Consider the following 23,742-nt stretch of genomic DNA (forward strand, 5'->3'; position numbering starts at 1 on the left):
TCCCGGGCCGCCCGGTCAGCGGCGGCTCACCTGGTGGCGGTCGGCCCGGCCGTCGTCGGCGTGGGTTCGCCGCCGGTCGGCGACGCCGCGCCACGGGACACCACCAGGGTGACCTCCTCCCCGTCGGGGACGAGTTCGCCGGCCTCCGGTTCGGTGCGGATCACGGTGCCCTCAGGGCGGTCGGACTCCTGGTACTCCACCCGATGACCCAGCCCGAGGTCGTCCAGGATCGCCTGCGCCGTCGCCAGCGGCAGGTTCACCACGGGCGGCATCGGCACCTGCGCCGGCGCCGAGGTGGTCGGCGGCGCGGAGGGCGAGGTGGTCGGGACAGCCGAGGTCGGCGCGGGGGTCGTCGGCGACGCGCGGGTGACCGACGGGGAGGGCGACAGGCCCGGAACGGCCGGATCGTCGTCGTCCGCGGACTGGAGGGCCAGCCACAGCCCGACCCCGAGCAGGCCGAGCAGCAGCAGCACGACCACCCCCCACAGGATCGGCAGCCACCAGCGCCGCCCGCCGGGCTCCTCGGCGTACCACTCGGCGGCCTCCCGGGGATCCGCCGGCCGGGGCGGCGGCACCTCCGCGCGCCCGGACCAGGCCGCCGGGCCGGACCGCTCGGGCGGCATGGCGGCCGTACGGTCCAGCGGGGCGGCGCGGTCGGCGGGCATCGACCGGGTGGCGTCGCCCCCGGCGGGCGGAGGGCCCTTCGGGCCGGGCAGCCGCTGGGTGCGGTCGGCCGGCTCCGGCCCGGCGGACGGGGGCAGCGGGCGGGTTTGGTCGTCGTGTTCCCCGGCGGGCGGTTCCTGGCGGTCGTCGCTCATGCCGGCACTCCGCTTCGCTGCGTGCCGACACGAGGCACCACCGCACCGCGCCGATGACTCGCTCGCTGACGCTCGCTCATGCCGGCACTCCGCTTCGCTCCGTGCCGACACGAGGCACCACCGCACCGCGCCGATGACTCGCTCGCTGACGCTCGCTCATCGCACGTCCCTTTCCCGACCCGGGCAGGCTTCGTGGCCCCTGACCGCCAACCTAGCGGTCCGGACGGCCATCGGCCGGGATCAGCGTGCCGGACGCTCCGTCACGGCGTCGGGGTGGCGGAGCCCGAGCCCGCCGGTGCCGCATCGCACCAGACCGACACCTGGTCGTTCCACCTGCCCGTGCTGTCGCCGGGCGGGTCCTGACGGGTGACGGTACCGGTCCGACCCGAACCGTACTGCGGGTAGAAGCCCTCGTCGACGAGGTCGTCCCCCGCCTCGTCGCAGTCGTCGCCCACCACGTCCGGCACCGTCGCGGCCGGGGCCGGACCGCTCACGTAGAGCGTCACGGTGCGCCCCGGCTGCACCTGCGTCCCGACCGCCGGGGAGGCGCGCTCCACCGTCCGCCCCGCGCCGCCCAGGAAGACCAGTCGCCAGCCCAACCGCCGCTCACGCAACTCGTCGCGGGCCTCGGCGAAGTCCTCCCCGACCACCTCGGGGACCGTCAGGCCGGCGGGGCGGGCCGGCGCGCTCGTCCGCGCCGGCGACGACGTCAACCGCCCCGGCGTCGGGTGGGCGGCGCTCCGGGTGCCGGTGGGCGGAGCCGTCGCCGCCGCGTCCGGTGGGGTGGGTCGGTCGTTCTCGCCGGCCAGGAGCCAGCCACCCGTCGCGCCGACGGCGGCGAGCAGCACGACGGCCAGCCCGCCGCCGAGCCGCGTGGTCGTCCGGCCCGCTCCGGCGTCGTCCCGCGCGCCGGCGCCCCCGCCCGTGTACCCGTCCGTCATGCCTTCCACCGCCTCGATCACCGGCGACCGTACCCGCCCCCGCCAAGCCCGACGCGGTCGCGGTCACCCCGGCGGAACCGTGACGACTCGCCGCGCCGAGCACGGGACGTTACGCTCCCCGGCATGGCCAGACGGGGCTGGGGAGGATCGATCGCGATCGCGGTCGGCGTCGCTGCCGGCGCGAGCGCGGCCCAACTGGGCTTCGGCTACGGGCTGGGCATCGTCAACTGGGCACCGGCGGACGCCAACGCCGGCGCGACCGCCTGGGTGGCCGGCCTGGTCTGGGCCACCTGGATCGCGGCCACCTCGACGGTCTTCGGCGCGGTGTGCGCCCAGCGGCTGCGCGACCGCGCCCCGGTGCCCGGCGGCGCCCCCGACGACGCGACGGCGGTCGAGCCCGAAGCCGGGCCGGGCGACGGCCTCCTCCGGCACGTCGCGCTCGCCGTGGCCGGCGGGGTGGGGGCGCTGGTCACCGTGCTGCTGGTGGCCGTGCCGGCGCGGGCGGCCGTGGCGGCGGACACCGCCTCCCCCCGGAACGTCGCCGCCGCGTACGCGGCGGTCGGCGTCCTGGTCGGGGTGTCGACGGCCGTCTGGGCGCTGCGCTCGCGGGCCGCCGCCAACAACGTGATCGCCACCGTGGGCTGGCTCTGGCTGCTCGCCGTGGTCGCCGTGCTCGACGGGGTGCTGGCCGGGCGCGGGCTGACCAGCGCCCAACTCGGCATCTGGCAGCTCAGCTCCGACGACGGACGGTTCTGGATCCGGGACTACTTCTACTGGCCCGGGGCGCTGCTGTCGCTCGGCTCAGCACTGGTGATCGGGGCCCTGGCCGCTCGGGGCAGCGCCCGGCACGCCGACCGGCGGGTCGGGGCGGCCGCCTCGGGCGCGGCCGGTCCCCTGTTGGTCGCGATCGCGTACTTCCTGGCGGTGCCGAGGGTGACCGCGATCAGCCCGGAGCAGGTGTCGGCACACCTGACCGCCCCGTACGCGGTGATCATCGGGGTCGGCGGTTCCGTCCTGGTCGCCGCCCTCGCCCAGCGGGCCGCCCGGCGGGCCGCTGGGCGCGGTCCGGTGACGGTGCCCCGGCAGCGCACCGGCGAGCCGTCCGTCGTGCCCGGTCACCCGGTGTCGGAGGAGCACGGCGCCCCGGCCCGTGCCGACACCGGCGCCCTTCGCCCGACGTCCGACGTCCCGGAGCGGGCCGGGGAACCGGCCACGCCGACTGGGGAAGCAGCCGCGCCGGCTTCCGGGGCGGACCCGGCGGCGCCGACGTCCGACGGGCAGCCCGCCGCGTCCCTGGACCCCGACCCGGAGGATCGCGGGCCCGACGGCCGCCGTCCCCGGTCCGGCCGCCGCACCCGCTGAGGGGACGCAGGCGGACCTCACGGGTGCCGGGCAGCGGCGCCACCACCGGGCCCCGCCCCGGCGGGTCGGTCAGTCGACCGGCCAGGTGTGCACGGGCTCGTTGCCGCGTTGCAGCTCGGCGTAGCGCTGCACCATGTGGTGCAGGGCGGCGTCCCGGTCCATGCCCCGGTGCCGCTCGGCCGCCCAGACCGCCTCGGTCTGCCAGACGGCGCCGTTGCGGCCCGTCCGGCAGCGCTGCTCGATGATGCCGAGCAGCCGGTCGCGTTCGGCCGACGCCACCCCGAACCGGTCCAGCCCGGCGGCGGCCTTGGGCAGCAGGACGTCCAGGACCAGCTTGGTCACCGGCACCTCGCCGAGGCGGGGCCAGTGCAGGACGGCGTCCATGCCGCGCCGGGCGGCGGCGTGGAAGTTCTCCTCCGCCGAGCTGAAGGTGAGCTGGCTCCAGATCGGCCGGTCCGCCTCGGCCAGCCCCCTGGCCAAGCCGAAGTAGAAGGCGGCGTTGGCCAGCATGTCGACCACGGTCGGGCCGGCCGGCAGCACCCGGTTCTCCACCCGCAGGTGCGGGCGGCCGTTCATGATGTCGTAGACCGGCCGGTTCCACCGGTAGACGGTGCCGTTGTGCAGGCGCAGCTCGCCCAGCTCCGGTACGCCGCCGCCGTGCAGCACCTCGACCGGGTCCTCGTCCTCGCAGATCGGCAGCAGCGGCGGGAAATAGCGGACGTTCTCCTCGAACAGGTCGAAGATCGAGGTGATCCAGCGTTCCCCGAACCAGACCCGAGGGCGTACGCCCTGGGCCTTCAGCTCGTCCGGCCGGGTGTCGGTGGCCTGCTGGAACAGGGCGATCCGGGTCTCCGCCCAGAGCTGCCGGCCGTAGAGGAACGGCGAGTTCGCCCCGACGGCCACCTGCACCCCGGCGATGGCCTGCGAGGCGTTCCAGTAGTCGGCGAAGCTGTCCGGAGCGACCTGGAGGTGGAACTGGAGGCTGGTGCAGGCGGCCTCGGGGGCGATCGAGTCGGTGTGGGTCTGCAACCGCTCGACACCCCGGATGTCGAGTTCGATGTCCTCGCCGCGCGCGCCGACGATCTGGTCGTTGAGCACCCGGTAGCGCTCGTTGGTGGAGAGGTTGTCCACCACCAGGTGCCGCTCGGTGAGGGTGGGCAGGATGCCGACCAGGACGATCTTCGCGTCCGACCGGGTCGCCCGCTCGTCGGCCCGGGTGAGGCTGCCGCGCAGGTCCCGCTCGTAGTCGGCGAAGCCCGACCCCTCGATCAGCCGGGGTGGCGCGTTCAGCTCCAGGTTGAACTGCCCCAGCTCGGTCTGGAAGAGCGGGTCGGCGATGTCGGCGAGGATCTGGTCGTTGCGCATCGCCGGCTCGGCGGACGAGTCGACCAGGTTCAGCTCGATCTCCAGCCCGGTCATGGGGCGGTCGGCGTCGAAGCCGAAGTCGTCCAGCATCAGGGCGAAGACGTCCAGGCACCGCCGGACCTTCTGCCGGTAACGGACCCGGTCCTCCCGGGAGAAGGCGCCCTGCTCGACGTCCCTGCCCATGTTTCCTCCCGGCGCGAGGCGCAGTCGGGACCGCGCCCGGCCCGGAATGCGCGTGGTGAACCATCCACGGTAAGAGCGCCGACCTCGCCGGGACCAGAGGCGGAACCCGGCTGTCCAGCGGCCGGGACGGCCGCAGCCGGCCGGCCAGCACGCTCCCGGCGGCATCTCTACCCAGCCCGTACGGCCCGCTACGCGGACCGGGCCGCGAATGAGTCGTGACAAATCGCACCGGCCGTGCTCTTGCCCGTGGACACGCATCGGGCCCGCGCCGTGGTGCGGCGCGGGCCCGGATGCGGTACGGCGGATCAGGCCTGGCGGACGGCCTCGCCCTCGATCTCGATCTTGATCTTCTTGCCGACCAGCACGCCGCCGGTCTCCAGGGCGACGTTCCAGGTCAGGCCGAACTCCTCGCGGTCGATCTCGGCCGAGGCGGAGAAGCCGAAGATGTCCTGACCGAACGGGCTGCGGCCGACGCCCTCGAACTCGACCTCCAGGTCGACCGGGCGGGTGACGCCCTTGACCGTCAGCTCGCCCGAGAGGACGAACTCGTTGCCGTCGCGGGACTTGACGCCGGTGCTGCGGTACTCCAGGGTCGGGAATGCCTCGGCGTCCAGGAACTCCGGGCTGCGCAGGTGCGCGTCCCGGTCGGCCTGGTTGGTGTTGATGCTGGCGGCCTGGATGGTCGCGGACACCGAGGACTGCAGCGGGTCGTCGGCGACGGTGATGGTGGCGGAGGCGTCCGCGAATTCACCGCGTACCTTGCTGACCATCATGTGCCGGGCGACGAAGCCGACGCGCTTGTGCGCCGCGTCGAGCGCGTAGGTGCCGGCGCTGGGGATGGTGAGGCCGTCCCAGTCGCGGGTAACCGGTGCGGTGCTGCTGGTCATGAAGCTGCCCTCCGTGGAAGCTTGATTGAGTTGCTCAACGACTGTTGCAGCAACTATAGAGCCAACAACATTCCCTGTGTCAAGTACTGCTAGGATGAACAGGTGAACCAGAACGCGTTCGACGATCCCCGGATCACCGCCGTCGGCCTGCTCTACGAGGCGCACGCCGGCCTGTCGGCCCGGTTCGCCGCCCAGTTCGAGGAGCACGACCTCTCGCCCGTCGAGTTCGAGGTGCTGACCCGGCTCGCCCGCTCGCCGGGCAACCAACTGCGGATGACCGACCTGGCCGCGCAGACCTCCCTCTCCACGAGCGGGGTCACCCGGGTGGTCGACCGGATGGAGCGTGACGGCCTGCTCACCCGGCGCGCCTGCCCCTCCGACCGGCGCAGCTCGTACGCGGTGGTCACGGCCGCCGGCATGCAGCGGCTCGACGAGACCATGCCCGGGCACCTGCGGATCATCGAGCAGTGGTTCACCGGCCAGCTCGAGCCGGCGGCGCTGGACGCCCTGCTCGACGGCCTGCGCCGGGTGCGGGACGCCGTCCACCCGGGCGCCACCGCCGGGAGCAGCGAGTCGGCCCCGACCGCGGACGGCGCGACCGCCCCGGCCTGACCGGTCGATCAGGGCGCGACCGGGCACCGGCAGAAAGAGCGGCAGAAGTGCCGCGCCCGCGGGAGATAGTCGATCAAACCGGACGGAGTCGCGAGCGCGCGGTGGCTAGTCTTCGGGCAGTGGGGACGCACCGGGGGGTGACGGCGCGGGCGACGAGCGAGGGGTAGCAAGAGGGGCTTCGTCGCCCGCGCCACCCCGGCCCGCTCCGCGGGGCGCACCCGCTCCCGGCCACGGCGCGGCCAGCCGCGGCCGGTCTACGTGGTCGCGGGGCCGCCGCCGCGCCGGCCCGCCGTCAGCGCGTAGAGCAGTTCCTCCTCCTGCGGCAGCAGTCGGATGCCGCTGCGTCGGCAGGCCCGGTCCAGGCGGTCCAGCACGGTGGGGTCCGCCGTGCTCGCGGCCAGTCCCACCAACGCCTCCACCACGTCGCGCCGGTTCTGGCCCTCGGCGCCGGCCTCCGCGGCGGCGGCGAACCACTCCGCCGCCAGATCGCGGTCGCCCCGGCGCAGGGCCAGGTTCCCCTCGATCAACGCGCAGATCCCGTCCTCGGGGCGGGTCCCGCGCACCGGTGCCCAGCGGGCACCCCCGGGCCACCCGTCCTCCCCGAGACGCGGCGACGGCGGCACCGGGGTCGCGGTCGGGCGTAGCTCGGCCAGCACCTCGGCCGCCTCGGTGGGGCGCCCGTCCCGGGCCAGCGCCAGGCCCACGGTGCCGAGCACCCGGCGACGGTGGCCGGGGTCGCCGGGGTCGCCGAGGTCGGCCAGCGCCTCCAGCACCCGCCGGCCCTGGTCGACGGCGTCGGCGTACCGGCCCTCCAGGCGGGACACCTCGGCGAGGTTGGCCCGCGCGAGCACCCGCAGCCGCTGCTCCCCGCACTCCGCGGCCAGCCGGTCGACCGCAGCCAGCCGGCGGCGGGCTGCCGCGAGGTCGCCGACCCGGATGTCGTGCCAGGCGAGGTTGTTCTGCGCCACCGCCATGTCCCGGACCCGGCCGCCCCGGCCGGCCAGCGCGAGCACCGCCTCGGCCTGCTCCCGCGCCTCGTCGTGCCGGCCGAGGGCGACCAGCAGCGCGCAGAGCACGGCCCCCGCCTCCACCTCCCCGGTGACGTCGCCGGCGTCCCGGAACGCGGCCAGCGCCGCCAGCGCCGCCGGCACCTCCTCGGCCCCGGCGCCGTGCTCGGCGGCGAGCCGGGCCACCCCCAGCGACGCCCAGGCCCGCAGCACCGGGTCGGCGTCGGCGGTGCGCGGGTCCGCCAGCAGCCGGCGCAGCCACTGCCGGCCGGGGACGTCCCGCCCCCGGAAGCGCCACCACCGGGACAGCGCCGCCGCCAACCGCAGTGCCGTCAACGGGTCGTCGACGGCGGCGTGGGCCAGGGCGGAGCTGATGTCGCCGCTCACCTCGTCCAGCGGGTGCACCGCGGCCGGCAGGTCGGCACCCGCCAGCTCCGGCGCGGTCCGGGCCACCAGGCGGGCGACGACCCGGGCGTGCCGGCGCCGGATCGCGGTCAGCTCGCCGGCGCCGGTGGCCTGCTCGGCGGCGAAGTCCCGTACGGCGTCGAGCAGGCGGAACCGGAACGGCCCGGTGCCCCGGACGCTCAGCAGGCCGAGTTCCAGGAACCGGTCCAGCAGCGGGACCGGGTCCACCGCGACCGTGCCGTCCCGGTCGACGTCGTCGGCGAGCATCTCCTCGGCCAGCTCGACCGACCAGCGGTTGCCGAAGGCGGCGAGCCGGCGCAACGCGGCCCGCTCGGCGGGGGCGAGGAGGCGGTAGCTGGTGGCCACCGCGTCCCGCAGCGTCTCGGCCACCGCCGCCCGGGGCCCCTCCGGGTGGCTCGGCTCCGCCGTGTCCCAGCCCGGACGCTCGGCCGCCCCCGACGAGGTGGCCAGGTCGAGGACGCGGTCCCCGTACCGGTCGAGCAGTTCGTTGAGGTCGAGGATCCGGCCCCGGGCCGCCATCAGCTCGATGGCCAGCGGCAGGCCACCGAGGCGGCGTACCAGCGCTGCCAGGGCGGGCAGCTCGGTCGGGCCGGGCGGCTCCCGGCGCACCTGGGCGAGCCGGGCGGTGAACAGCGCCACCGCCGGGTAGTCGGCCAGCGCCGACGGGCCGGCCCGCTCGCTCCCCGGCGGGGGTACGTCGAGCGGGGAGACCGGCCACACCCGCTCCCCGGGCAGGCCCACCGGGTGTCGGCCGGTGACCAGCACCCGCAGCGACGGCACCGCGCCGGCGAGCCGGTGCACCGTCTCGGCGACGGCATCGGGCGCCCGCTCGGCCGCGTCCACGAGCAGCAGCGCCGGCCGGCCGTCGAGTCGGGCGGCCAGCTCGGGCATCCGGCCGACCCCGAAGACGGCCACGGAGGCGGCGAGCACGTCGGCGGCGTCGGAGCCCTCGCCGATGAGCACGCCGGCCGCCCCGCCGGGGTATTGGTCGACGACCGCGTGGGCCACCGACAGGGCGAGCGCGGTCTTGCCGACGCCGGCCAGCCCGACCAGGCTCACCAGCCGGGGACCGCGCCCGTCGGTGAGCAGCCCGACCAGCTCGGCGAGGTCGGTGTCCCGGCCGATCAGCGCGACCGGGAGCGGGAGCGCGACCGGCGTACCGACGTGGTGGTCGGCGTCGAGGCGAGCCGGCGGCGCGCCGACCAGGGCGACCGGCGGCGCGGCCGGCGCCTGCCCCCGGGCGGCGGCGAGGAACGCCGACCGGGCGGCACCGGTCAGCTCCAGCGCGCCGGCGAGCAGCTCGACGGTGGTGCGCTGCGGCCGGGACGACCGGCCCCGCTCCAGGTCACGGACGGTGCGGACACCGACGCCGGCCCGGGCCGCCAGCTCGGCCTGGGTGAGGCCGGCGGCGAGCCGGTGCCCGCGCAACAGCTCCGGGAAGCCGGTACGACCGCCCGGATGCCGCGAACGATCATGAACCGGAGTCATGGGCAGGAAGAGTACGGACGGGGTGCGACCGGCGGCAGCCGAGCGTCGCCCTGCCGACGCCGCGGTGCGGATATCCGACAGCGGGCCCGGCCGTGGGCCGGTCGACGGGGGCGCGGGGCCGGGGCCCGCCGTGGGCCGGTCGCCGGAAGCGCGGGGGCCGGGTCCGGCGGCGGGGGTCGACTGCCCGACGCCGCCGGACCCGGCGACGTCACATGCCCAGGTCGCGCGCAATGATCATGCGCTGCACCTCGGACGTACCCTCGCCGATCTCCAGGATCTTGGAGTCACGCCAGAAGCGCGCCACCGGGTACTCGTTCATGAAGCCGTAGCCGCCGTGGATCTGGGTCGCCTCCCGGGCGTTGTCGACGGCGACGGTGCTGGCGTGCAACTTGGCGATGGCGGCCTGCCGCTTGAACGGCTCGCCGGCGAGCATCCGGGCGGCGGCGTCGTAGTAGGCCAGCCGGGCCGTGTGCGCCTTCATCTCCATGTCGGCGATCTTGAACTGGATCGCCTGGTAGTTGCCGATCGGCTGGCCGAACGCCTCGCGCTCCTTCGCGTACCTGATCGACTCGTCGACGCAGCCCTGGGCGAGGCCCACGGCCAGGGCGGCGATGGCGATCCGGCCCTCGTCGAGGATGCGCAGGAACTGGGCGAAGCCCCGGCCACGCTCGCCGAGCAGGTTGGCCGCCGGCACCCGGCAGTCGTCGAAGGTCAGCTCGTGGGTGTCCGAGGCGGTCCAGCCGACCTTGGAGTAGCCCGGCGCGACGCTGAAGCCCGGGGTGCTGGCCGGCACGATGATGGTGGACAGTTCCTTGGCGCCGTCCGGGCGGATGCCGGTGACCGCGGTGACGGTGACCAGGGCGGTGATGTCGGTGCCCGAGTTGGTGATGAACGCCTTCGAGCCGTTGATCACCCACTCGCCCGTGGACTCGTCGAGCACCGCGCGGGTCTGCGTGCCGCCCGCGTCCGAGCCGAAGCCGGGCTCCGTGAGGCCGAAGCCGGCCAGTGCCTCGCCGCTGAGCAGCTTCGGCAGCCACTGCGCCTTCTGCTCCTCCGTGCCGAAGCGGTAGATCGGCATCGCGCCCAGCGACACCGCCGCCTCCAGGGTGATCGCCACGCTGGAGTCGACCCGGGCCAGCTCCTCCAGGGCGAGGCAGAGCGCGAAGTAGTCGCCGCCCATGCCGCCGTGCTCCTCGGCGAAGGGCAGCCCGAACAGGCCCATCTTGCCCATCTGCCGGATCACCTCGTACGGGAAGGTGTGCTTCTCGTAGTGCTCCGCGATGACCGGGGCCACCACCTCGCGCGCGAATTCCCGCACGCTCTCCCGCAGCGCCTCTTGCTCCTCGGTGAGCCGGAAGTCCATGGATTCCTCCTGTGTGACGGGCCGCCGGGCGCTCGTGACGCCGGGACGGGTCGCTGGTGCGGGTCGGGCCCGCGCCGGCCGGGTGGGGCCGGCGGCGGGATCAGACCGGGGTGACGCCGTGCCGGCGCCGGGAGAAGTGCCGCTCCTTCGTGCGGGCGGCGGCGAACCGGCGGGTCAGCTCGGCGCGCAGCTCGTGCGGCTCGACGATCGCGTCCACCACCAGCTCGCTGGCGAGCCGGACGACGTCGATGTCGCGCTCGTACTCCTCGCGCTTCGCGGCGACGAAGGCGGCCCGCTCGGCCTCGTCGGCGATCGCGGCGATCTTGTTGGCGTAGACCGCGTTGACCGCCGCCTCGGCGCCCATCACGGCGATCTTGGCGGTGGGCAGCGCGATCGTGGCGTCCGGCTCGAAGCCGGGCCCGGCCATCGCGTAGAGGCCGGCGCCGTACGCCTTGCGGACCACCACGCAGATCTTCGGCACGGTCGCCTCCGAGATCGCGGTGATCATCTTGGCGCCGTGCCGGATGATGCCCTGCTTCTCCACCGCACTGCCGACCATGAACCCGGGCACGTCGGAGAGGAAGAGCAGCGGCACGTTGAACGCGTCGCAGAGCTGCACGAACCGGGTCGCCTTGTCGGCCGAGTCGACGAAGAGCACCCCGCCCTTGAACATGGAGTTGTTGCCCACCACGCCGACGACCTCGCCGTTCAGCCGGCCGAAGCCGATGGTCAGCTCCTTGGCCCAGAGCGCCTGGATCTCGAAGAAGGAACCGTCGTCGAGCAGGCCCTTGACGTACCGCCGCATGTCGAACGCCTGCCGCTCGCTCGCCGGCACCAGCGCGGCGAGGTCGGCCTTCTCCGGCGCGGGCACGGCCTCGGCGACCGGCGGCGCCTGCGTCCAGTTGGCCGGGAGGTAGGACAGGTAGCGCTTCACCACGTCGAGCGCGTCGGCCTCGGTCTTGCAGAGGAAGTGCCCGACGCCCGACTCGGCGCAGTGCACCTTGGCCCCGCCCATCGCCTCCAGGGTGGTCTTCTCCCCGGTGACCATCTCGACCATCCGGTCGGAGCCGAGGTACATGCTGGCGTTGCCGTCGACCATCGCGACCACGTCGCAGAACGCCGGAATGTACGCACCGCCGGCCGCGCTCGGCCCGAACAGCGCGCAGACCTGCGGGATCGAGCCGGAGGCGCGGACCTGGTTCCAGAAGATCTTCCCGGCGCCGCGCCGGCCGGGGAACAGCTCGACCTGGTCGGTGATCCGGGCACCGGCCGAGTCGACCAGGTAGACCATCGGCACGCCGGTGGAGTAGGCCCGCTCGATGATCCGGATGATCTTCTCGACGGTCCGGGCGCCCCAGCTGCCGGCCTTGACCGTGGAGTCGTTCGCCATGAGGCAGACCTGGCGGCCGTCGATGGTGGCGGTGCCGGTGACCACGCCGTCGGCCGGCAGGCCCTCGGCCATCGCGTTGGCGTAGAGGCCGTCCTCGACGAACGAGCCCTCGTCCACCAGGAGGGCGACCCGCTCCCGGGCGAAGAGCTTGCCCTTGGCGGCGTTCGCCGCGTGGTACTTGTCCGCACCGCCGGCCCGGGCCCGCTTGCGCAGCTGCTCCAGAGCCTCACCGTCGAGCGTCACGCCGACCCCCTACCGCCGCCACCGTGGCCCGCCGCCTCGTGGGCAACCGAACCGACCTGAACGATCGTTAGGCTACCGCACCGCCCCACCCCCGACACCCCTCAACCCCCACCCCGGCCCCTCGCGCCGCGATCTTGCACTTTCGGCCCCGCGCTTGCGGCATTTACGGCTTACGCCCGGGCACAAAGTGCAAGATCGCGTGGCGGTGGGGGTGGGGGGAGGAGGGGTGGGGGTCAGGCGGGGTGGGGGGTCAGGCGGGTGCGGGGGCCGGCGCGGAGGACGCCGGAGGGGAGCTGACGGCCGACCAGGCGCTCGGCCAACTCCGCCACCTCGATCAGGGCGGCCAGGTCGATGCCGGTGTCGATGCCCATGTCGTGCAGCATGTGCACCGCCTCCTCGGTGGCCAGGTTGCCGCTGGCGCCCGGCGCGTACGGGCAGCCGCCGAGGCCGCCGACGCTCGCGTCGAACTCGGTCACGCCCAGCTCCAGCGCGGTGAGCACGTTCGCCAGCGCGGTGCCCCGGGTGTTGTGGAAGTGCAGCAGCACGGGGATGTGGGCGTTGCGGTCGCGTACGGCGGTCAGCAACTCCCGGACGCGGCGGGGCGTACCCATGCCGGTGGTGTCGCCGAACGCCACGCGGTCGGCGCCGTCGCGGACCACCCGGTCCACGATGGCGGCCACCCGGGCCGGGTCGGTGTCCCCCTCGTACGGGCAGCCGAAGCTGGTCGCGATGATCACCTCCGCCTGGGCGCCGGCGCCGTGCAGCAGGTCGATCAGCTCGGCGATGTCGTCCAGCGACTCCTCCGTGGAGCGGTTGACGTTGCGCCGGTTGTGCGTGTCGCTGGCCGAGACCACCACCTCGATCTCGGTGAACCCGGCGGCGAGGGCGCGCTGCGCGCCCCGGGTGTTCGGCACCAGCGCGGAGTAGCGCACCCCGTCGGCCTTCGCGGCCCGCTGCCACACCTCGTCGGCGTCGGCCATCTGCGGGATCGCCTTCGGGTGCACGAACGAGACCGCCTCGATCCGCCGCACGCCCGTGCCCGAGAGGGCGTCGAGCAGCCGCACCTTGGCGTCGGTCGGGATCGGGTCCTCGTTCTGGAGCCCGTCGCGCGGCCCGACCTCCCGGATCGACACGAAGCCTGGCAGTTCCGTCATAAGGGGTCACCTCACTGTGACGTGGTGCGTGGGTCCTTCCAGCGTCCCACCCGCATACCGCCCCCCGCGAGGTGGCTCACCGCACGCGCCCGGGAACCGCCCCGATCGTCGGTCTACCGTCGTCGCCGACGGCCGTCGGAAATACTTCGGCCACCCGTGCAACCGGTCGGCCTCCCGCTGAGCACCTATCGGGTGACGGGAGCGGGATGCGCGACGAGGACGATGATCTCCGTCCGGCAACGCCGGGCGGAGGTGGGGCTACGGCGGGCACTGGGCGCCACCCGGGGCCAGATCCGCGTCCAGTTCCTCGCCGAGGCGCTGCTGCTCTCCGTCCTCGGTGGGATCGGAGGCACCCTGCTCGGGGCGGGAATCACCGCGCTGTACGCGTACAGCCGGCAGTGGCCCACGGTGGTGCCGGCCTGGGCGATGGCCGGCGGCCTGGGCGCGACGGTGCTGGTCGGTACCCTCGCGGGCCGCTACCCGGCGATCCGCGCCAGCCGGCTCCCACCCACCACGGCCCTGGCCGGTCCCTGACCGGGCCGGGCCGGCAGGAAACGCACACGAGGGCCTGTCAATATGCCCCGCGGCATATCCGTTCTGGCCTGCCGGCAGATGCCGCACCCCCGGCCCGCGGGCGATCGTCGAAGGCGACTGTTGTCGATGATCGAGGGGGATTCATGTCCACTGGTACGACAGGTTCGGTGTCCGTGAGGGCCCGCGCGGCGGAGCGCGGTTGGCTGGTCCCGGCCACCGTTGTCGCCTGCATCGCGGCCCTGGCGACCGCGGTCACGCAGTCGGCCCTGCCGGCAGGCGACGACTACACCAAGGGGTTCGCGCCCTGGTGGGTCTCGGCGATCAGCGCCGTGCTGGGTGCGTCGGTCGCGTCGGCCATGCAGCGGCCCGGCGCGGTCCGGCTGCCCCGGAGAGCGGTGCTGGTCGTCGCCTGGTCCGCCACGATCCTGCTGATCTGGTCCGCCGGCGGAATCGTCTTCGACATGCTGCGCACACTCGCCGTGCTCGGTGTGCCGGGCCTGCCACCGGTCGTTGACTGGGCCGGCTTCGCGGCCCGGGCTGCCGCGCTCGCGGCCACGGCCCTCCTGGCCGCCGCCACCCTTTCCCACGCACGGGCCACCGCTGCCGCTTGCGCCGGCTGTGGCCGCGGCACGACGCGCCCACCGGGCTCCTGGTCGGGCTACGCCGCCTGCCTTCTGGTCCTGCCGTATCCCGCGCTGAAGGTGTACTGGGCACTCGGCGGCCGGGTGGCCCGTGCGGCGATCGGTACGGAATCGGTCGAGGGATTCCCGATCGCCGAACTGGTCCTCTTCGGAGCGGCCGCGGTGCTCGGCCTCGCGCTGGTGCAGTCGTGGGGCCGGGTGTTTCCGCGGTGGATGCTGCTCGCAGGGGGCTGGACGGCGACGGGCGTACTGCTCAGCATGGGGGCACTGGCCGGGCTCGGCACCATCACGCAGGCACTCGGCCTGGTCGACGGTCCCGTACGCTTCGACGGCGCCGCGCGGATCGTGGCCCTCGTGTACGGGTCCTGGCTGCTGCTCGGCCTCGCGTTCGGTGCCGCAACGCTCGGATACCAGCGACGCACCCAGCCAAGCTGCGAGCGGTGCGTTCGCCTGTCGGCTGCCTAGGCTGGACACATGCCGCGCTGGAGGCAAGCCACCCGAACCGATCTCCTGCTGGCGATCACCGCAGGCGCCCCGGTCGCCGCGCTGTCGCTGTACATGGCCTTCGTGTCGATGCCGGTCGGTCGGGCCGCACCGCTGGGGTTGGGGGTGTTGATCGCGCATGCCGCGCTGGCGGCCCGGCGGACGGCGCCCCTGGCCTCGTACGGTGTGGTGTGCGTCGCGTTCGCGTTGCAGGCCGCCGCGAGCGGGCTCTTCCTGATCCTGCCCTCCGCACTGGTCTTTCCGGTCGCCGTCTACTCACTGGGTGTCCACGCGGCCCGGCGTGCCGCCGCGCCGGGGCTCGCCGTGGCGGCCGTCGCGGCCGTCCTGGCCGGCCTCCGGTTCGTCGCGGACCCCAGCGTGACGGCGGCCGGGCTCCGGCCGAATCCGATCCCGGTCTGCGGGCTGTTGCTCGCCACCGTCGTCGCGGCGTGGAGCTTCGGGCTGTACCGCCGCACCCAGCTCGCCTACCTCGCGCTACTCGAGGAACGCACCCGGCAGGCCGCGACCGAACAGGAAGAGCGCGCCCGCCGAGCGGTCCTCGACGAACGGACCCGGATCGCTCGGGACATGCACGACGTCATCGCGCACTCTCTCTCCGTCATCCTCAGTCAGGCCAAGGGTGGACAGTTTCTCGTTCGCACCGAGCCGGAGCGGGCAGCGGAGGTTCTGGCAACCATCGAGAACGTCGGTCGCCTCGCCCTGACGGACACGCGTGGCCTGCTCGGCATCCTCCGGTCCCCGGAGCCTGGCCGCGTTCCCGCCCAGGGTGACAGCGGAGAGAACGGGGCCCGCGAAACCCGCGAACCCCAGCCGGGCCTGCGGGACCTGCCCCAGCTGCTCGACCGGGTGCGGGCCGCCGGGCTGACGATCAGCCACCACGAAGAGGGCTCTGCCCGACGCGTCAGCCCCGGCGCCGAACTGGCGGTCTTCCGCACGGTGCAGGAGTCGCTGACCAATACCGCCAAGCACGCCGGGCCGGTCGCCCGGGCAGAGGTCCGGTTCAACTGGACCCGGGACAGCCTGGTCGTGACGGTCCGCGACCGGGGCGGCCGGGGCGGCCGAAGCGTCGACTCCCAGGGAACCGGCCTTGGTCTCGTCGGAATGCGGGAACGGATCACCGCGGTCGGGGGGTCGTTGTCGGCCGGACTCGACGGTGACGGCTTCCTGGTCACCGCCCGACTTCCCTACGACGTGGAGAAAGCCGCATGACGATCCGGGTGTTCCTCGTCGACGACCAGGATCTCGTCCGCGCGGGCGGCGCGATGGTCATTGACGCGCAGGACGACATGACCGTGGTCGGGCAGGCGGCCGACGGGGCGCAGGCCCTCCAACTGCTCGCGGTCACCACGGCAGACGTCGTGCTGATGGACGTCCGGATGCCCCGCGTCGACGGCGTGACAGCGACCCGCCGACTGCTCGCCGCCCCTGGACCGCAGCCCAAGGTCATCGTCCTGACCACGTTCGATCTCGATGAGTACGCCTTCGCGACGCTACGGGCCGGTGCGAGCGGATTCCTGATCAAGGACGCCCCGGCGGACGAGATGCTGACCGCCATCCGTGCGGTGCATCGCGGCGAGGCGGTCATCGCGCCGTCGACCACCCGCCGGCTGCTCGACCACGTCACCGCGCACCTGCCCGCTCCTGCGGGTGGACCGGATCCGACGGCCGTGCTCACCCCACGGGAACGCGAGGTGCTGCTCGAGGTGGCCCGAGGATCCTCGAACGCCGAGATCGCCGCCCGGCTGTTTCTCTCCGAGGGAACGGTGAAGATCCACGTGAGCCGGGTCCTGGCCAAACTCGGCCTGCGCGACCGGATACACCTGGTCATCTGGTCCTACGAGCAGCGCCTCGTCCGCCCCGCCGGCTGACTCCGCCCACGGGCGCCGGCTCCGGTCAGCGCATCCGGCCGACGATGCCGGTGTCGTAGTCGCCCGAGAGGAACTCCTCGTTCTCCAACAGCTCGGCGAAGAACGGAAGGTTGCACTTCGGGCCGGTCAGCTCGAAGCCGGCCACCGCGGCGCGGGCGCGGGCGATCGCCTCCGCGCGGTCCGTCCCGCTGACGATCAGCTTGGCCATCAGGCTGTCGTAGAACGGGGTGACCGTGTTGCCGGCCACGTAGCCCGAGTCGATGCGGACCCCGTCGCCGGTCGGCTCCGTCCACGCGGTGATCGTGCCCGGGCCGGGCAGGAAGCGCTTCGGGTCCTCGGCGTTGATCCGCAGTTCGATGGCGTGCCCGCGCGGGGCGAGCGCGTCCGGGTCGAAGGTCGGGGCCAGGCCGGCGGCCACCCGCAACTGCTCCTCGACCAGGTCGACGCCGTAGACCAGCTCGGTGACCGGGTGCTCGACCTGGAGCCGCGTGTTCATCTCCAGGAAGAAAAATGCTTCGGAGCCGGAGCCGTCACCCTTCGTGTCCCGCTCACGCGGGACCAGCAGGCACTCCACCGTGCCCGCGTTGCGGTAGCCGACCACCTCGCCGGCCCGCACGGCCGCGGCCAGGAAGCGCTCACGCAGCTCGGGCGAGACCGCCGGGGACGGCGACTCCTCGACCAGCTTCTGGTTGCGCCGCTGCACCGAACACTCCCGCTCGCCGAGCGCCACCACCCGGCCGTCGGCCAGGCCGAGGATCTGCACCTCGACGTGGCGCACCCGGGGGAAGTACCGCTCGATCAGCACCGAGCCGTCGCCGAACATCCGCTCGGCGAACGCGCGCACCTTGTCGTACTCGGTGCGCAGCGCCGCCTCGTCGTTCGCCACGCCCATGCCCATGCCGCCGCCGCCGGCCGCGGCCTTGACCATCACCGGGTAGCCGATCTCCGCCGCCGCCGCGACGGCCGCGTCCAGGTCGGCCGCCGGGTCCGTGGTGCCGGGCGCCACCGGCACCCCGGCCGCCGCCATCAGGTTCCGGGCGTTGATCTTGTCGCCCATCGCGGTGATCGCGTCCGCGCCGGGCCCGACCCAGATCAGCCCGCTCGCCTCGACGGTACGGGCGAAGTCGGCGTTCTCCGAGAGGAAGCCGTAGCCGGGGTGGATCGCCTGCGCGCCGGTCGACTTGGCGGCGGCGAGGATGGCCTCGACGTTGCGGTAGCTCTGGGCCGGGTTCGCCGGACCCACGCACACCGCCTCGTCGGCCTCGGTGACGAACGGCAGGCCGGCGTCGGCCTCCGAGTGCACCGCGATCGCGCGGATGCCGAGCCGCCTGGCGGTACGGATGATCCGGCGGGCGATCTCGCCACGGTTGGCGACCAGCAGCGACTCGATCATGTTTCCTCCCAGCGTCCGGGGTCGGGACGGGTGCCAGGTAACCACGGCCGCCCGGTTACTGACGAGTCGCCCCCGGGACGCCCGGGATCACCGTTCGAGGTGGGCCAGCAGGGCGGCCAGGGTGGCCGCGCGCAGCAGCTCGGCCCGGCGCCGCCGGTCCACCTCGCCGCCGAGGAACGGCGTCGAGTTCATCAGGCCGAACGCGGCGTGGGCCAGCACCCGCGCCTCGCCGTCGGGCATGCCCGGGTGCAGCGCGGTCAGCACGGTCACCCACTGCTCGACGTAGAGCCGCTGGAGTCGGCGGATCCGGCGGCGCGGCTCGTCCGGAAGACGGTCCAGCTCATGCAGGTGCAGGGCGATCACCGCCGGGTTGGCCAGCGCGAACTCGACGTGGAAGTCGATCAGCGACTCCAGCGCGCCGCGCGGGTCGTCCGGATGGTCGCCGGAGCGCTGCTGACCACCGGCGAGCAACTCCTCGCTGACCGGGATCAGCGCGGCGGCCAGCATCGCCTCCTTGCCGGCGAAGTGGTGGTAGAGCGCCGGACCGGTGACCCCGGCGGCCGCGCCGATGTCGTCCATCGAGACGCCGTGGTAGCCCCGCGAGGCGAAGAGGCCGACCGCGATCTCCAGGATCTCGTCCTTGCGGGACCGACGCCGGCCCGACCCCGCGGTGCCGCTCGCCCTGCCCCGTGCCTGCTGCTCGACCGTCACCGGGCAAGCGTAGACCGAGTCGCGGGCGGCGTGGAGGCTCGGTTACCCACCGGTTGCTTCCGTCCGGGCCGGGCACCTGGGGAAACCCGGCCCGGACGGCGCGACCGTCAGTGCTCGTGGTCGAGGTCGTACTCGGCCCGCAGGGCGGTGGCCTCGGCCGGTCGATCCAGCATGTCCAGCGCCCGCGCCAGCAGCCAGGCGGCCTGCTGCACCGGACGGGACCCGGCGGGCAGCCCGCCGAGCACCTCGCGCAGCAGCAGCTCCGCCTCGGCCGGCCGCTCCAGGCGCAGCAGCAGCTCGCCGGTGAAGACCTCCACCTGCGCGGCCTCGCCGAACGCCTCGATCGACCGGAGCCGGGCGGGCACCCCGGCCAGCCGGTCGTACGCCTCGGCCTCCCGGCCGTCGCCGGTCAGCACCCGCGCCCCGACCTCGGCCGCCAGCGCCAGTTCGTACGTCACCGGCGGCGGCTCGTCCGGCTGCCCGGCCAGCGCCGCCGCCAACCCGTCCAGCACCCCGACGGTGCGCAGGGCCGCCGCCTCGTCACCCGACCAGAACTCCGCGTACGCCTGCCGGCGGCGGGCCCGGAGTTCGTCGAGCGGCAGGTCGGCCTGCCGGTACGCGGTCGCCGCCGCCGCGAACCGCCCCGCCGCCAGCGCGTCCCGGTCGGCGTCGTAGAGGATCCCGCCGGCCTCCTCCAGCACCTGCGCCCGGTGCGGGAGGTTGTCCGGTCCGTCCAGGTTCTCGGCGAGCTGCCCCAGCAGGGCGAGCGCCGGGTCGATCTCGCCCAGCCCCTCGTAGACGCCGGCCAGCAGGTGCCGGCACCGGTCCGCCTCGGCCTGCGCGCCGAGCCGGTCGAGCCCGAGCACCGCCTCCTCCGCGACCTCGGCCGCCTCGCCCAACCGGCCCGCGACCCGGTACGCGTTCGCCAGCTCCCAGCGCAGGAAGGCGTCCCCCTCCGCGCCCCGCTCGACGCAGAGGGTCACCGCCTCGGCGAAGTCGTCCACCGCGTCGGCGGCACGGCCGGCGGCCATCAGCGCCCGGGCCCGGGTGACCCGCACCGGCAACCACGCCTCGGCCGGCGCCACCCGCAGCGCCTCGTCGCAGGCGGCGACCGCCTCGGCCGGCTCGTCGGCCGTCCGGGCGTACGCCAGGCAGGCGGCGGTGACGACGTCGCCGAGACCGAGGTCCCGGCCGAGGTCACGGGCCCGGTGGGCGGCGGCCCGGGCGTCCGCCTCCCGGTCGAGCTGTTCGAGCACGTGGGCCCGGTGCAGTGCGATCCGGGCGGCCAGCCACGGGTCGCCGCCCGCCTCGGCCGGCACCCGGTCGAGGGCGTCGAGCGCCTCCGCCCAGCGCTCCCGGTGCATGAGCGCCAGCGCGACCCGGTCCAGCCCGGCGGCCCGCTGCCGGTCGTCGCCCCGCCGGTCCAGCACGTCGGCGGACGCCCGGACCAGCTCCAGCCCCTCGTCCGCGCTCTCGTCGGCCATGGCCAGCAGCACGCCGAGCCGGCCGGCGACGACCTGCGCCCGAACCTCGTCACCCAGCTCCCGGTAGGCCGCGATCGCCGCCCGGTGGGCCTCGACCGTGGCCGGCGCGTCCTCGTCGCCCAGCTCGGCGGCGCGCAACTCCAACCGGTGGGCCGCCGTCCCTGCCGGGAGTTCCCCGGCGTCGAACCGGTCGTCCCAGGCGGCCAGCGCGGCCCGGAACGCCTCGCGGTCGTGGCGGCGCAGCCGCTCCTCGGCGAAGTCGAGCAGCTCGTCGGCGCCGGCGTCGGCCGGCACCGGGACGCTGGCGGCGCCTGCGGCCCCCGGTGCCGGGGCGCGGTCGGCCGCGCCGGCCGGACCGGCCGGCGCCGTCCGGACGGGCCGACGGCGCAGGCTGGCCGAGAGCGGCAGGTGCGCACCCGTCGGCTCGGCGGCGAGCCGACGGGCCACCCACTCGGACTGGTACGAGGTGCCGTTGCGGGCGTCGAACCGGGCGGCCAGCGCGGTCGCGGTGGCGGTCAGCTCGGCGGCGAGCGCGGACGCCGTGATCTCCCCGGCCGGCCGGTCGCCGGCCGCCCGCCGGTAGACGGTCAGCTCGCCGGCCCGGCGCAGCGCGGCGGCACCGGCCGCGGCGAAGTGCATGGCGGCGGCCGGCGAGGGAGCCCGGTCCAGCCAGTCCAGGTGCCGCTCGACGATCTCCACCGCGCGGGCGTCGTTCCCGGTCAGCGTGCAGAACTCGACGTGGTTGCCGATGTCCCACAGGTCCGAGAGGTTGCCCCGCAGCCGGCGGTACGCCTCCCGGTGGGCGTCGCGCGCCTCCTCCCCGCGCTCCGTGCGCAGGTACGGCACCAGCAGCGCGGTGAGGATGGCCTGCGGCTGCTCGGTGCAGCTCAGCCGGCCGGCGAGGACCGGCTCCGCCAGCGCGACCGCCTCGGCGTGCCGGCCGGTGTCGGCGAGGTACTGCACCTGGGTCGTCGGGTCGCAGCCGGCGCAGTCGGACAGCTCGTCGCGGGGGGTGGTCTGCCAGAGCCGGTACCAGTGCGCGGCCGCGTCGGCGTCGCCCAGGTGGTCCGCCACCAGGAACCGGTGCTTGTGGACGGCCTGGAGGCTGTGGCCGCCTTCCCGGTAGCGGCGCTCCATGTCGTCGAGCACCGCGTAGGTGCGGTCCAGTGGCACCTCGGGGAACCGGAGCAGGCCGGTGACCATGTACTTGACGTGCCAGAGGAGCTGGTGCGCGTAGCGCGGGTGGTAGGGCTGCGGGTCGCGGTCGAACTCGGCCAGGCACCACGAGAAGGTGACGAAGGACTTGGCCGGCTCACCGCCGTAGACGTACGCGGTGGTGGCCTGCATCCGGGTCACGAAGGCCAGCTCCCGGTCGTCGCCGGCGTCCACCCGGCGCAGCAGCTGCTCGATGGCGGCGATCTGCCCCGCGCCGTACGGCATGTTGCCGACCTCGCGGAGCACCCGCCACAGGTCCTCGTCCTCGGTGCTCACAATCACTCCTGTCCCGGCACGGCCCGGCCGAGCAGGCCGAGGAAGGAACTGTTCAGCAGCGCGGCGTCGGCCGCGCGGATCGGATGGTGCCCGAGCAGCAGCGCCTGCCCGTAGAGCGCCTCCACGGCCAGCCCGGCCAGCTCCGGGTCGGTCAACGTGGTGACCCGGCGGACCAGCGGGTTGCGGTGGTTGAGCACCAGCTGTGGCCGGTCCGGCGGCGCGGAGGCGGCGAGCGCGTCGAGCACCCCACCCCACAGCTCGTCGGCCCGGTCCCGGGTCGCCGCGAGCTGGTCGTTGAACGCCGCCGACCGGCTCACCAGGTAGAGCGCCGGCAGCGAGACCGGGTCGTACGCCCGGACCACCACCTCGCAGCCGAGCCGTTCCAGGGCCCGCTGGGCGCCGGTGAGGAACGGCCGCAGGGCCAGCTCGACCTGCGGGTCGAGGCTGTCGAAGCGGGTGGTCAGGTCGCTGGGCTCCAGCCGCTCGATCAGCACGGAACGGTCCACCGTGGGCAGCCGCTCGACCAGCTCCGTGTCGTAGGTGTATCCGGCGTTCACCACCGCCAGGTCCTGCGCGGCGGCGACGGCGGCGAGCTGGCGGAACTCGTCCAGGCTGGCCGCGTAGCGGACCACCCCGTGCCGCTGCCGGAACTCGGCCAGGGTGAGCGTGCCGACGTTGGTGTCCATCGGCCACCACTGGTCGACCAGGCGGAGCATCTCGTCGTCGTGCAGAGCGAGCGCCTTCACCCCGAGGTGGTGCACCTGGAGGAACTCGGCGAGCCGCCGCGGGTCGTGCTTGGCGAGCCGGACCAGCCACCCGCGCACCTGGTCGCCGAGGGCCTCCCGGGTCGCCGCGAGCAGGCCGTCCTCGTAGAGCGCCTCCCGGCTGGCCGTCGGCCGCAGCTCGCTGGCGTCCACCACGCAGTGCGCGAAGAAGGCCCAGTCCGGCAGCAGCCCGTCGGCGTGCTCGGTGAGGAGCATCCGCTTGAGGTAGACCTTGTGGCCGGCCCGGGACGCCGGGTTCACCGGGTTCGGCAGGATGAAGGCCGCCCCGGTCAGGCCGGCCTCCGGCACCGACAGCGGCAGCACGTCGAAGGGGTCGAAGCCGAGCGTCTCCCGGGCGTGGCGGACCAGCACAGCCCGGTCGACCGGCGCGCCCGGGGTGGCCGGCCAGGGCGGCGGGCCGGCGGTGGTCACCACGTCGCCGACCCGGACGGTGACCGGCAGCAGCGAGCCGAAGAGCCGGGCCAGGTCGACCACCGTCGGGGTGCCGAACCACTGGTCGGCGTCGCGGCGCGGCACCAGCGTCACCGTGGTGCCCGGCTCGGCCCGCCCGGCGCCGGGCGCGGCCAGCTCGACGGCGTACCGGCCGTCGGAGTGACCCGTCCAGTGCACCGTCGGGTGGTCGCCGTGCCGGGTGACCACCCGGATCTCGTCGGCCACCAGGAAGCAGGAGAGCAGGCCGATGCCGAACTGACCGAGGAACTCGTGCCGGGAGAAGCCCAGCTCGTCGCGCTTGGAGCTGCGGCCGATGGTGGCGAGCAGCTCGTGCACCTGCGCCTCGGTGAGGCCGATGCCGGTGTCGTGCACCCGCAGCGTGCCGTCGCCGGTCAGCTCCGGAGGCTCGACGCGCACCAGCGCGGGCGCGTCGGGGTCGGTCGCGCGGCGCGCGGTGATCGCGTCGACGGCGTTCTGCAGGAGCTCGCGGACGTACACCCGCGGGCTGCCGTAGAGGTGGTGACTGAGCAGGTCGACCACGCCACGGAGGTCGACCTGGAAGGTGTGGTCCACGCTGGAGTGCTCCCCGGATCCGATGCCGGCGCCCACCGTACCGATGATCACCGACACGCGCGTCCCCCTTTCCCGGCGACTTGACCC

General features: G+C 74.6%; 16 protein-coding genes and 2 pseudogenes. 6 read left to right on the forward strand and 12 right to left on the reverse strand.

Going from position 1 to position 23,742, the window contains the following annotated elements:
* Positions 1 to 26: 26 nt before the first annotated feature.
* On the reverse strand, positions 27 to 818 hold the full coding sequence (locus ACZ6Q9_RS15140; RefSeq protein ID WP_396829195.1) for a PASTA domain-containing protein: 792 nt from the start codon (positions 816 to 818) through the stop codon (positions 27 to 29).
* 260 nt (positions 819 to 1,078) lie between these two features.
* Positions 1,079 to 1,759 (reverse strand): PASTA domain-containing protein, encoded by a 681-nt coding sequence (locus tag ACZ6Q9_RS15145; protein WP_396829196.1) that lies wholly within the window; start codon positions 1,757 to 1,759, stop codon positions 1,079 to 1,081.
* Between the two features lie 123 nt (positions 1,760 to 1,882).
* Between ACZ6Q9_RS15145 and ACZ6Q9_RS15150 the strand changes: the two genes are divergently transcribed.
* Positions 1,883 to 3,121, forward strand: coding sequence for a hypothetical protein (locus ACZ6Q9_RS15150; protein ID WP_396829197.1), 1,239 nt, complete (start codon positions 1,883 to 1,885; stop codon positions 3,119 to 3,121).
* 69 nt (positions 3,122 to 3,190) lie between these two features.
* Here the strand turns inward: ACZ6Q9_RS15150 and ACZ6Q9_RS15155 are convergent, their stop codons facing one another.
* Together ACZ6Q9_RS15155 and ACZ6Q9_RS15160 are read right to left on the reverse strand one after the other, a co-directional pair.
* The gene (locus ACZ6Q9_RS15155; RefSeq protein ID WP_393259623.1) at positions 3,191 to 4,669 is read right to left on the reverse strand and encodes a glutamate-cysteine ligase family protein; all 1,479 of its coding nucleotides are present in this window, start codon (positions 4,667 to 4,669) and stop codon (positions 3,191 to 3,193) included.
* A 305-nt stretch (positions 4,670 to 4,974) separates the two neighbouring features.
* A complete protein-coding gene (locus ACZ6Q9_RS15160) occupies positions 4,975 to 5,556 on the reverse strand; it encodes a YceI family protein (protein ID WP_393259621.1) in 582 nt (193 codons plus the stop codon).
* Positions 5,557 to 5,658: 102 nt separating this feature from the next.
* On the opposite strand from ACZ6Q9_RS15160, the gene ACZ6Q9_RS15165 reads away from it, so the two are divergent.
* Positions 5,659 to 6,168, forward strand: coding sequence for a MarR family winged helix-turn-helix transcriptional regulator (locus tag ACZ6Q9_RS15165; RefSeq protein WP_393259619.1), 510 nt, complete (start codon positions 5,659 to 5,661; stop codon positions 6,166 to 6,168).
* A 628-nt stretch (positions 6,169 to 6,796) separates the two neighbouring features.
* Here ACZ6Q9_RS15165 and ACZ6Q9_RS15170 read toward each other — a convergent pair.
* The 4 genes and pseudogenes from ACZ6Q9_RS15170 to ACZ6Q9_RS15185 all read right to left on the reverse strand — a co-directional run.
* A pseudogene (locus tag ACZ6Q9_RS15170) lies at positions 6,797 to 9,089 on the reverse strand (ATP-binding protein); the annotation flags it as partial.
* A 208-nt stretch (positions 9,090 to 9,297) separates the two neighbouring features.
* Positions 9,298 to 10,452: an acyl-CoA dehydrogenase family protein gene (locus ACZ6Q9_RS15175; RefSeq protein WP_393457540.1), complete on the reverse strand. Its 1,155-nt coding sequence runs from the start codon at positions 10,450 to 10,452 to the stop codon at positions 9,298 to 9,300.
* 100 nt (positions 10,453 to 10,552) lie between these two features.
* The gene (locus ACZ6Q9_RS15180; RefSeq protein ID WP_393457543.1) at positions 10,553 to 12,085 is read right to left on the reverse strand and encodes an acyl-CoA carboxylase subunit beta; all 1,533 of its coding nucleotides are present in this window, start codon (positions 12,083 to 12,085) and stop codon (positions 10,553 to 10,555) included.
* Positions 12,086 to 12,318: 233 nt separating this feature from the next.
* Complete coding sequence (locus tag ACZ6Q9_RS15185) at positions 12,319 to 13,239, reverse strand: hydroxymethylglutaryl-CoA lyase (RefSeq protein WP_393457546.1); 921 nt, start codon at positions 13,237 to 13,239, stop codon at positions 12,319 to 12,321.
* A 165-nt stretch (positions 13,240 to 13,404) separates the two neighbouring features.
* On the opposite strand from ACZ6Q9_RS15185, the pseudogene ACZ6Q9_RS15190 reads away from it, so the two are divergent.
* The 4 genes and pseudogenes from ACZ6Q9_RS15190 to ACZ6Q9_RS15205 all read left to right on the forward strand — a co-directional run.
* Positions 13,405 to 13,773, forward strand: a pseudogene (locus tag ACZ6Q9_RS15190) (ABC transporter permease); the annotation flags it as partial.
* Positions 13,774 to 13,940: 167 nt separating this feature from the next.
* Positions 13,941 to 14,879, forward strand: coding sequence for a hypothetical protein (locus ACZ6Q9_RS15195; protein ID WP_393259612.1), 939 nt, complete (start codon positions 13,941 to 13,943; stop codon positions 14,877 to 14,879).
* Between the two features lie 9 nt (positions 14,880 to 14,888).
* Entirely contained in the window at positions 14,889 to 16,127 is a 1,239-nt protein-coding gene (locus ACZ6Q9_RS15200) for a sensor histidine kinase (RefSeq protein WP_393457552.1), read from the forward strand.
* Entirely contained in the window at positions 16,124 to 16,786 is a 663-nt protein-coding gene (locus tag ACZ6Q9_RS15205; RefSeq protein WP_393259609.1) for a response regulator transcription factor, read from the forward strand. Before ACZ6Q9_RS15200 ends, ACZ6Q9_RS15205 begins: the two co-directional genes overlap by 4 nt.
* 25 nt (positions 16,787 to 16,811) lie before the next feature.
* On the opposite strand, the gene ACZ6Q9_RS15210 is transcribed toward ACZ6Q9_RS15205, so the two are convergent.
* The 4 genes from ACZ6Q9_RS15210 to ACZ6Q9_RS15225 form a co-directional block, all read right to left on the reverse strand.
* Positions 16,812 to 18,179 carry an acetyl/propionyl/methylcrotonyl-CoA carboxylase subunit alpha gene (locus ACZ6Q9_RS15210; protein ID WP_396829199.1) on the reverse strand — a complete coding sequence of 456 codons (1,368 nt, stop codon included), beginning with the start codon at positions 18,177 to 18,179 and terminating at the stop codon, positions 16,812 to 16,814.
* Between the two features lie 87 nt (positions 18,180 to 18,266).
* On the reverse strand, positions 18,267 to 18,890 hold the full coding sequence (locus tag ACZ6Q9_RS15215) for a TetR/AcrR family transcriptional regulator (protein ID WP_396829200.1): 624 nt from the start codon (positions 18,888 to 18,890) through the stop codon (positions 18,267 to 18,269).
* A 107-nt stretch (positions 18,891 to 18,997) separates the two neighbouring features.
* Positions 18,998 to 21,865, reverse strand: a complete 2,868-nt coding sequence (locus tag ACZ6Q9_RS15220; RefSeq protein WP_396829201.1) for a hypothetical protein — start codon at positions 21,863 to 21,865, stop codon at positions 18,998 to 19,000.
* Between the two features lie 2 nt (positions 21,866 to 21,867).
* Positions 21,868 to 23,655 carry an HSP90 family protein gene (locus tag ACZ6Q9_RS15225; RefSeq protein WP_393457780.1) on the reverse strand — a complete coding sequence of 596 codons (1,788 nt, stop codon included), beginning with the start codon at positions 23,653 to 23,655 and terminating at the stop codon, positions 21,868 to 21,870.
* Between the last annotated feature and the right edge of the window lie 87 nt (positions 23,656 to 23,742).

This window comes from Micromonospora sp. NPDC049139 (assembly GCF_055586845.1).

Coding starts and splice junctions, on each gene's coding strand:
- ACZ6Q9_RS15140 (WP_396829195.1), bottom strand. CDS start 818: ATGAGCGACGACCGCCAGGAACCGCCCGCCGGGGAACACGACGACCAA.
- ACZ6Q9_RS15145 (WP_396829196.1), bottom strand. CDS start 1,759: ATGACGGACGGGTACACGGGCGGGGGCGCCGGCGCGCGGGACGACGCC.
- ACZ6Q9_RS15150 (WP_396829197.1), top strand. CDS start 1,883: ATGGCCAGACGGGGCTGGGGAGGATCGATCGCGATCGCGGTCGGCGTC.
- ACZ6Q9_RS15155 (WP_393259623.1), bottom strand. CDS start 4,669: ATGGGCAGGGACGTCGAGCAGGGCGCCTTCTCCCGGGAGGACCGGGTC.
- ACZ6Q9_RS15160 (WP_393259621.1), bottom strand. CDS start 5,556: ATGACCAGCAGCACCGCACCGGTTACCCGCGACTGGGACGGCCTCACC.
- ACZ6Q9_RS15175 (WP_393457540.1), bottom strand. CDS start 10,452: ATGGACTTCCGGCTCACCGAGGAGCAAGAGGCGCTGCGGGAGAGCGTG.
- ACZ6Q9_RS15185 (WP_393457546.1), bottom strand. CDS start 13,239: ATGACGGAACTGCCAGGCTTCGTGTCGATCCGGGAGGTCGGGCCGCGC.
- ACZ6Q9_RS15200 (WP_393457552.1), top strand. CDS start 14,889: ATGCCGCGCTGGAGGCAAGCCACCCGAACCGATCTCCTGCTGGCGATC.
- ACZ6Q9_RS15205 (WP_393259609.1), top strand. CDS start 16,124: ATGACGATCCGGGTGTTCCTCGTCGACGACCAGGATCTCGTCCGCGCG.
- ACZ6Q9_RS15210 (WP_396829199.1), bottom strand. CDS start 18,179: ATGATCGAGTCGCTGCTGGTCGCCAACCGTGGCGAGATCGCCCGCCGG.